Below are 9,450 nucleotides of genomic sequence, written 5' to 3'. Positions count from 1 at the left end.
ACCTTTCTCCAAATAAAAAAAGGCAAGCGACACCCACTGTAAAAACAGCGTGTGTCGCTTGCCTTAATTCATATGTTCTGATTTGATTGTAGTTTTAATTATATGTTCAAACGTTATTCTACCACCTTAAATAATGAAAATCAATAAAATTATATAGTGTTATATAAAAAATAATAGATTAATATAACTCAACAAGTTTACGTCTTTTCGGATGAACGTTATTTGCAGTACGTACCATGATCTGTTCATCCATGTCTATATGGATACTTTTATTTTGGATTGATAGCAGTCGTACATTTTCATAAGTGTCCATCAGAAGAATATCTCTGGGCTTTTCACGTTTAGGATAGATAACTACAAGTGGAACACCGTCATCCCCTTCTCGTCTTGAAAACACGACGTCATCTAATCTAGCGATCATTCGATAATCATTTTCGTTCCCAAAAATAAAGAAGAAATCTTGTATAACGTCTTTGTCTCGCCTATAAGTTCGACGTAGACCGCCATCTATTGGCTCCTTAAATATTTGTACGTTCTCAACAAATGCATAACGCCATTCAGCATCTCCTACTGTACGTTGAGATAAAGGCACAAGAATATCTTGTTCGAAATTTTGGTTGTCATCTTTTCCAAGAATGATATCTGAAATAACGTCTCCAGCATCTTTAAGTGAGCAGACGTAAATATTTAGATTAGGTATTGTCATTAAAAGTTCGTGATACTCCCTCATAGAAAATAATAGATTCTTCATACGTACGTATGGTGGTTCTGCTTCTTCTGCAAGGAACATTGATTTGTCGTACATGACAAAAATAACTGAAACATTGTCCTTCGTTTTTTGAGCATATTCTACATACTTGCCTACTTTTTCAACTAAGGTAGAATTGGTTTCTTTACACATATCCATTTCAATATAGATATTTTTATCTTGATATGAAATGTGTTCATCAGGTATCACCGGTAACTGGCCATCCTCAATTTTCATATTTTTCTTCAGGTAATAAGAGCGGATATCTAATTTATATAAAATCTCATTATTTTGTGTCTTCTCTGTAGTAGCTAGTAGAGTACGAACAAGAACCTCACGTGAACATAAAGTGTGAAGTGAATTTATACGTGAATATCTTTTTTTTGAAGCGCCAGGTGGGAGCTTCCCTATCTCTTTTAAGAATTCAATTATTTTCTCTTTCAAGGAAAATAAAGCGCGTTTTGTTATACTGTCATCCCTTTTATCTATTTTTTTAGTTAGGATAGCACCATATTGGGAGTATCGGTCGAGTTTTGTAAATACGCTTGCTTCTGAACATTCCCTCCCCTCAAATGCACTATATAACGTAGTGATTTGACGTGTTGTAAGGGCTCTTTTGTAATATAAAACTGTAAAAACAAATATGTCTGCTTCTTTTAGATGAAAATATTTTTGGGTACCTGGTCGTTTATATTTATACAGTTTTTTGAACATTATATACACCTCGTATCTTAAATTAAACTAAAACTAAATAAGTATCATTTTATATATACTAGTACATCTAAATATTGGTTGTAAAACAAGAAAAAATGAATGAGAGGATTTGCCTTCTAGAGATACCTACTCTTGTACTCCAAAGTTGGGATGATAACTTGCTTTATAAATCTGTAGAAAATTATCGATTTAATGGGATTTACGAGATTGTTCTGATTGTTAGGACGGGGTACTGCTAGATACCTAACAAGCATTCAAAAGAAAAATTACTAATAAAGTGATGTTATACCGCCCTAACAAGACGTAGATAGGAATATTAAGATTTTTATGGATTGAAATTATTCAAGAATTATAAAAAGGATTTTGATAACAAAGAGTGATTTTCTTTCCTCGTTATTAGATTATTAATTTCTTTTTTGTGATTGAGTGTCTACTTCTATTACTGGTTCAGTGCGAGATTCAATTTTTTGTAGGCTTTTCCTTTTGTGTTGAATCATCAATTTACTTAGAGGAAAATTAATGTTATTTCTTTCTGAATCAACGGCATGGTATAAATACGTCCATGGGCTCTTTACCTTAATTTAGATCCCCATTCACTAAACCATAAAACTACATAATAAATTTTGAGATACCGTCTTTTGTTCATATGAAAATAATGGAGTGAAAATGTCAGAACGATCGAAGTAAACTACTCAATCATTTTAAACTACAAAGTGTTTAAAATGATTGAGTAATTTTGTGGATATGAAATTAACAATCTTCCCTAATAGATTTTTAGGAATGACTGAAATTGATAAGAAATTGGATTCACATGCAGCACCCTTGTTTTTACTGCATACACAGTTGTGCGAATTAATAAAAGAGTTAAGTTAAGCGAAGAAATGCATTAACATAACATTAACAATCCCTTTTCTAACAAGAGATGAATCATGTAAAAGCAAATTGTTAATGAAGGGAAAATGAAGTATGAATTTTTATAGAAACTTAATGGAAGCTTTTAATCAATATAAATAGATGAGTGCAATGTTAATTATTAAAATACAGAACTTTTCCCTCATTATTATATAAGCGGTACATATAATTCTTATACACACAACTTACATGTACCGCTTACTATGTAGTGTTGATGTGAAATTGATATATATAAGAATGGAATTTATTGATATATATAGTGTTTAATGTACGCTGTATATACAAAGTGTATATATAAAATGCACAAGGTTTTGGATTGATAATTTATAAGTTTTATATTAATAAAATAGAGCTATTTTTTGATATGTTCATTTCATGTAGTCATGATAGTAAATCAATCCTTGATAAAATGTGAATTACATGAAGTGTGAGATTGATATATCTTATATACGCTTTATATATACATCGTATATAAGAACCTATGTAAAATACGGATTTCTTTTATTAAGAGACTTATAAGTTCTATATATAAGTTTTATATAGAATGACTTGATATACGACGTATAATGATGTACTATGTTTCTAGGAATAATTAACCAATGCTTTAAGGGGGGGACAACTTGAACGAGGTTTTAAGTGAAAAATATCAAACAATCAAGTTTGCAGATGAAGTAGTAAACATGTTTGCTGATATTCTTGAACAAGATGAGATACTATACAGTGTATTTCTATACATAGGAAACGTAGTAAACAAACAATTTCAAGAGACAACATATATGAGGGGCATATCCATTAATGAAATAGTGGAAAATGTAGTTATAGACAGGAGAGTAAAGAAAACAAAAGGAAAATCTTATTCATTAGAAGTTGAACGTACAAATATATCAAGGCGTTCGGCTGAAATAAGTGTGAGTACATTATCATCAATGTCTTTAATTTATGAAAAGACTATGCACCCATATAAATTTTTAATCTTAACTTATAGAGGACAACAAGTACTTATTGAATTAGGAAAAAGAAAAAAAAGTGAATAAGGAGAGATAAAATAATGGCAAAGAACTTTTTGAAGAATGAAGTAGCAGTTAAAATGACGATGATTGGTTTTGGTCAAGCTGGTACTAGAATGGTAGATAAATTTGCGGAATATAAACATACAGACGGAACAGCAGTATATAACTGCTTAGCGCTAAATAGTAATGATGGGGATCTAGCCGAACTAAAAAATGTACCAAAAAGCAATCAAGTTTCACTTAAATTAGGTGGTTTAGGTAAAAACCCTGAGCGTGCGGTAAAGGTTCTTGATTCAAATGATGACGCAAAAGAAAAATTAAAAGAATTTATAACTGAACGTGTAAGACCATCTGATGAACTTGTTTTGTTTTTTGCAGGACTTGGTGGAGGCACAGGAACCTCTACAATCATTAAGGCCATTGAAGAGTTTTCGGCTTTTCATAATAAGCCAGTAATTAGACAAGAATTACAAAAAGTTGCACAGCAATACCCAATGGCTGAAATAAAAGCAAATCAAGCGAAGTTTACGAGAATCGCCTTTGAAAATGCTATTGAACGCAAAGACTTTATAAAAATGGGGATTGTTGTAACACTGCCTGTCCGAGCAGATGGGCCAGATGTATTACGACAAGTAAATAAATTTTCACAGGAGATTTGGAAATTAGCAAATGATAAATCAAAAGGTGTAGCATTTGTAGTATTTGCTGATAACCAGCACTTTTATGATGAATTTAAGAAATTAAATGAAAATGAGAAAAAAGGTATTGCCAATTCACGAGACTATGCAAATCAACGCATTAGTGAGATTATTCATGAGTTAAATACTGCTGCCAATGGATCTGGTACATCTGTAATACTTGATTCTCAAGACTTTAAACGTATTTTACTTGAGAAAACGGGCTGTTTAGTTATTAATAAGGTTTCACGCAATATGAACCAGATAGAAAATAGCCATGCAATTATAGAGATGTTCCAAGAGTCATTAAGAGGAAGCTCATTCCATCCTCCGATTGATTTGATGAAGAAAAATAACGATGGTTCTGTTGAAGCGTCAAGAGTACATCATTTTGGCATGCTGGCTATCTTAGATGAGCAAAAAAACATTGATGATTCCTTTATGGATGATGCTAAAGTAGAAGTTTCAAATAATCTACCTATAAATGGTACCGTTTTTAACGGGTATTTAGTAAGTAAGAATGATTTCTTAGGAAGTGTATATACGTTCTATAAAACTGATGCATTACCATCAAGGTTATCTAAAGGTTTAGTTGAAGAATTTAATGAGTTTAAAGAAAGACAAAGCCAAATTCAGTACACAAAGTCTCAAATTAGTACAATAGAGAATGTAGATGATGATGACGACTTAGGCTTTGCATTTGGAGATTTTATTGATATGGGTAGTGATGAAGAAAATAAAGATGCTGGAGCAAATGAAGATGATGAATTTGCGGATTTCCTAGATCCAGATAAGATGTTCGGTACTACAAAATAAAGAAAAAGTCTGGATAAAGATCCAGACTTTTTTGTTATTCCACAGTATTCATAAGAGATTTTATATAATCAATAATATTATCCTGTATGTACTGCTCAATGAAGAGTTGTTTTCTACCCAAATCTTCCTCTTTTTTAAACCACCCTACTTTTCTAGTACGCTCTTCTTCAGGTTTACTATTCCACAGGCTTTCTGCTTGTTTTCTTAATTCCTGACGTGCTCTATGCTCAATAATGAAATTATCCAGTCTATCTTGGCGTTGGCGTAATTTTATGGTTTCTACATCTTCTGGTTGTGGTAACTGTTTTAGTATATTTTCAACCCTTTCTTCATAATGAGATTCAATATGTTTTATTTTTTCTTCTAACTGCTTAGTTACCATTTTTTCGATAATTTCTGCAGCGGCTTGAAGGTTTAATTCGGTAGATACTTCATTTGTTTGATTCTCTGGTGAAACTGGTCTTAAATCAAACTGGTGTGGTAAAAGGTCAATAATGGCATCTAAAGACCATTTTTCATCTCTTTTTTGTTTTATAAATAGAGCAATTTCAAGATCTAACATATTATAGAGTTTTTCGTTTGTGTTTTGGGTTCTTAAAGTTTCGTGAAGCCCTTTTTCCTCTAGAATGTTGAACCAATTATAAACAGTATTATGATGACGCCCGACTAGTTTGGAAAATTCAGTTATTCGCCATGCTTTTTCAAAAACAGTATCATTTAATATGTCATCATCATTAGTTTGATGGTCTTGTGATTCGTTTTTTTGGTCAATCACTGTAACTACCTCCTTAAAAATCAACTCATAAACACCCTATTTGTAATTAACATGTAAACTGAAATTGACATGTTAGGCATTAATTCGATAATAATCATGTAAATCCCTACCTGTTCAGTAATTGACATGAAATATAAAATTAACATGTAACCGAATATTTGTTAACAAAACATTAACTGTTAACACGTAATATGCTTGATTTGTTGATATTACTGTTAACTCTAAGTGTCTAAATGGTAATGTTCTATCGATGAAAATACCTATCTTTTATGTTAGTAAGATTAATGATAGTTGCCATGAGATTAACAAATCATGTCACTTAATATTAATGATAAGGAAATATAGGTGTTTTGTAAATAAGTTATAAGGATATAATTAAAGTATACTATGGAAAAACAAGCATACTAAACTAAGGAATTTAAATTATAATGTATAAAAACTAGAGAAAAAGGTAATAATACTACTACATTAGTATTATTTGGTGAATTTAAATGTACTTAGCGATATAGGAGCAAAATCAAGATAAATAAACTGTAAGAGTTAATTCCCACTCTACGCTGCCATTAATGTGAAATGTACGAGTATTTTAATATGGTATAGGATACTTGGTTGGATTTGCATAGTTAATTTAACACTGGTAGCTTTTAAACAACTTAAAGACGTTATTTATCTAACATAAAACGCCTTGTTTTTTAATAAAGGTGAAAATCATCCGATCCAGGGGCGAATCTTGGGTTTGTATTGACATTAACATGGAATGTAACATTGATATGAAATAAATTACACAAGAACAGCCTTCTATCAATGTCAATGTCTTATCAACTAAAATAAATATATAGTGATGGATTTTATAGAACACTTTGATATGAAGGTTAAATATGCTAAAGTTTCCTTTTGATCATCTAAATAAGTCGATCAATACCTTTTCGGTGTTAATTGATTAATTATGTATGCAAATAACAAAGTGAATAAAGAGAATGAAATTAACATGTTGACCGGTTATTGAGTGATATTGTTAAGAATATCTATATTATTATCATTAACATGAAACTATAATGCTATTAACAAGAGATTGATATTTGAATACGATGCTATACTTGTTGTTAATTTTGTATCAACTAAAAGGACAACTTGTTAAGGGTTTAGTTTCATAGAGTTAAGAGTGAATTTTGAAGCTCCATCGAAGTAGTGTTTATTTAGGTGAAATATATCAAAAAAATAATTGAGATTTGTTATAGAGGTTATTAATACACTGAAGTATGTATTGGTTTATAAGTTTTATTATATTTTGTTAGCTTTTAACTATGGTGCAAGCCTGGGCAGGTTCTATAGGTATTTATAATTCTAGTCATTTAGAAATGTTTCTTATAAGGTTGTTAATGATGTCAAATGAATGTGTGTGTATACTTGTTCTCCGCTGTTAAATATTGATATGAAATCAACATTTAACAGCGGGAATTTGATTACATGTTAATGTCAGTTGATATGTTAATGTGAATGCATTCTCTGGAATGAATTTTAATTGTTTACATAACATTAATATGTGAGTTAATTATGTACTAAGTAGTTTTGAAAATCCGGCTGTATATAAAGGTTGAAAGGTTTTGGTGCAAAAACTCTAAAGTTTTTGCAAGTAATCTTCTAAACTTGGACATACTGATAGTGTTACGCTAAAAAAAAGTGTGGTTGTTATGGGGAAAGTCTATTCAAATGGAAATGATAGGAAGTCGAACGCATATTATTAACAGTAAGAAGATATCTACGGTACAACTTCTAATTAAATCAATTATAGGTTTTATTTCTTATAAAATTCAAATGAGAAAATGTATTGACATTTTAATTTTATAAAGATAATCTATACATGAATATCAATTGTTTAAGGGTTATATACAAATAAATAAATAAAAATTTGCTAAACGGACACACCGAAGGCGTATTACCTGCCAGCGGTGTGTCTTTTTTGTGTTTTTGGGGAGGGGAGTAAAAGAAGACTATGAATGCGCAAATGGCTTTTTCCCAACAGAACTTTAAGGTTCATGGGGTTAAGTTTTTCGATGGATTATTAAACATCGTGAAACTAGAAAATGAACGAAAAGAATTACCATCTTCAGCTTTAGCTACTTATATCTTGCTTCACTTTGAATGTAATGATATTGGTATGCTACCACGTGAATTTCAAATCATGGATCTTGCTAAGAAAAGTGGGATTCCCTACACAACAATTTATACGGGGTTTCAAGTTTGCTTGGAGCGTAGGCTCGTAAAAGAGACACCTGTTGGAAATCGTACTGTATATGAGGTTGTAGATTATGCCTTGTATAACCATACTGCTGCAAAAACTACAGATATATCACTATCATATTTCCGAATTCCATTTCATCTTATTCAAACAACTATACTTAGTAGTCTTGTAAAGGCTCGTGATAACAGAGGGATTATGTTCCTATTAGAATTAATAAATACTTTTTCGAGAAAAATTGGTATGGAGCATTATAAGCACCAGATTCAAGAGTTCGAGATTACAAGAAGAATGGATTTTTTAAAGGACAAATTGAATCGTAATGCAAAGAAGGTACGACAATACATAGAAATTGTAAAACCAATTGTGCAATTTACAGCAATTGATTCTAAGGAAAAGAAGTCTAGCGACTCTCGCATAGCGCGTGTTAGAAAACAGGTGAAACAAGTCATCATTGAAAAGTTCAATGTGGTATTTTCTTTAAACTGTGTAATTGAGAATGATAAAAAAGATTTACATAGACCAGTAGCGAAATGCAGAAAGGAAGCAGTATCTCGTTTAAAATATATGGGACAATCATTACGAAAGAAAGATCGTGAAAATATGATGATTGCATTTAAACAGGAAATTGTGGACGTTGCTGCATACATGCCAACAAAGGAAAAACAAAACGAATTACTGATTACCGCAATGACTTATGCATTAGATCAGGTTGAAAATTATACGAAAGAGCAAGAAATATTCTCTATTCCTGCATTTATGCGAGTACAATTTAGAGAATCCTGGTCTAATTTTACGGAAAAAAGCTTGTCTGTAGAAGAAAGAAACGATGTAATGATGAATTATTATAATCAAAATGGTGCCTATCCAGATTTCATAAAATCTTAAAAAATATAGTAAGCAGCAGCCCTTGTTAAAAAATCACATAAAAGCAAGGGTTATTTGGCATGTTCTTTAATTTGAGGACATGTTTTTTTGTTAAGGAAATGTCTTTACCGGCGCTTTTACATAAATATATAAACAGTTTATGCTGCTTTTGGATACGATTCATTCTGTTTATAATTCGATTCAATACTTGTGATTATCTTAATACTATATATTAAAACCTGTGAATTCTTAGTAATATGATATTTAGCTTCTTAATTTGTGTTTTTCATGATTCACTACTTGTATGTAATGGGGATAGTACGATATGTAATTTGGTTTATTATAAAAGAACGTGCGGTATATAAGGATTTATAGGCACCTGTATTTTCTCTTTATATATAATAATTGAGTTTAGTTATATATCATTCTTGTATTATTTATATAAAATACTTGTATATATTTTTATTTCAAATATTGTTTTCTTTAGATTAGATACTTAGAAAATAAGAAAAATACAAATGAATATATTAGCATTAGGATTTTCTGAAACTGTTGACTTTTAAAATTGAGAGATGTATTCTTGTACATGAACAACAATTCGCTAAGAGAAATATACAAATTAATAGATTCATTCTTTAGCTAAACGGACACACCGAAGGCACATAACCTGCCATCGGTGTGTCTTTTTTTAT

At 30.8% G+C, this 9,450-nt stretch carries 5 protein-coding genes; 3 read left to right on the top strand and 2 right to left on the bottom strand.

Annotated features, from left to right (window positions below; all coding sequences use genetic code 11):
* Positions 1-178: 178 nt before the first annotated feature.
* Positions 179-1,462: a replication-relaxation family protein gene (locus MR155_RS30125; RefSeq protein WP_242311996.1), complete on the bottom strand. Its 1,284-nt coding sequence runs from the start codon at positions 1,460-1,462 to the stop codon at positions 179-181.
* Positions 1,463-2,994: 1,532 nt separating this feature from the next.
* On the opposite strand from MR155_RS30125, the gene MR155_RS30120 reads away from it, so the two are divergent.
* Together MR155_RS30120 and MR155_RS30115 are read left to right on the top strand one after the other, a co-directional pair.
* Positions 2,995-3,408, top strand: coding sequence for a hypothetical protein (locus MR155_RS30120; RefSeq protein WP_078205620.1), 414 nt, complete (start codon positions 2,995-2,997; stop codon positions 3,406-3,408).
* A gap of 14 nt (positions 3,409-3,422) precedes the next feature.
* Positions 3,423-4,877, top strand: a complete 1,455-nt coding sequence (locus MR155_RS30115; protein WP_002069458.1) for an FtsZ/tubulin family protein — start codon at positions 3,423-3,425, stop codon at positions 4,875-4,877.
* 34 nt (positions 4,878-4,911) lie between these two features.
* On the opposite strand, the gene MR155_RS30110 is transcribed toward MR155_RS30115, so the two are convergent.
* Positions 4,912-5,652: a MerR family transcriptional regulator gene (locus MR155_RS30110; protein WP_242311995.1), complete on the bottom strand. Its 741-nt coding sequence runs from the start codon at positions 5,650-5,652 to the stop codon at positions 4,912-4,914.
* Between the two features lie 1,993 nt (positions 5,653-7,645).
* On the opposite strand from MR155_RS30110, the gene MR155_RS30105 reads away from it, so the two are divergent.
* The gene (locus tag MR155_RS30105; protein WP_242311994.1) at positions 7,646-8,779 is read left to right on the top strand and encodes a hypothetical protein; all 1,134 of its coding nucleotides are present in this window, start codon (positions 7,646-7,648) and stop codon (positions 8,777-8,779) included.
* Positions 8,780-9,450: the final 671 nt, after the last annotated feature.

The sequence above is a fragment of the Bacillus cereus group sp. BfR-BA-01331 genome, assembly GCF_022663915.1.
In the GTDB taxonomy this organism is placed as follows: domain Bacteria; phylum Bacillota; class Bacilli; order Bacillales; family Bacillaceae_G; genus Bacillus_A; species Bacillus_A mycoides.
Note: the sequence above shows the minus strand (reverse complement) of the source record. Positions and strands in the feature narration are given on the sequence as shown.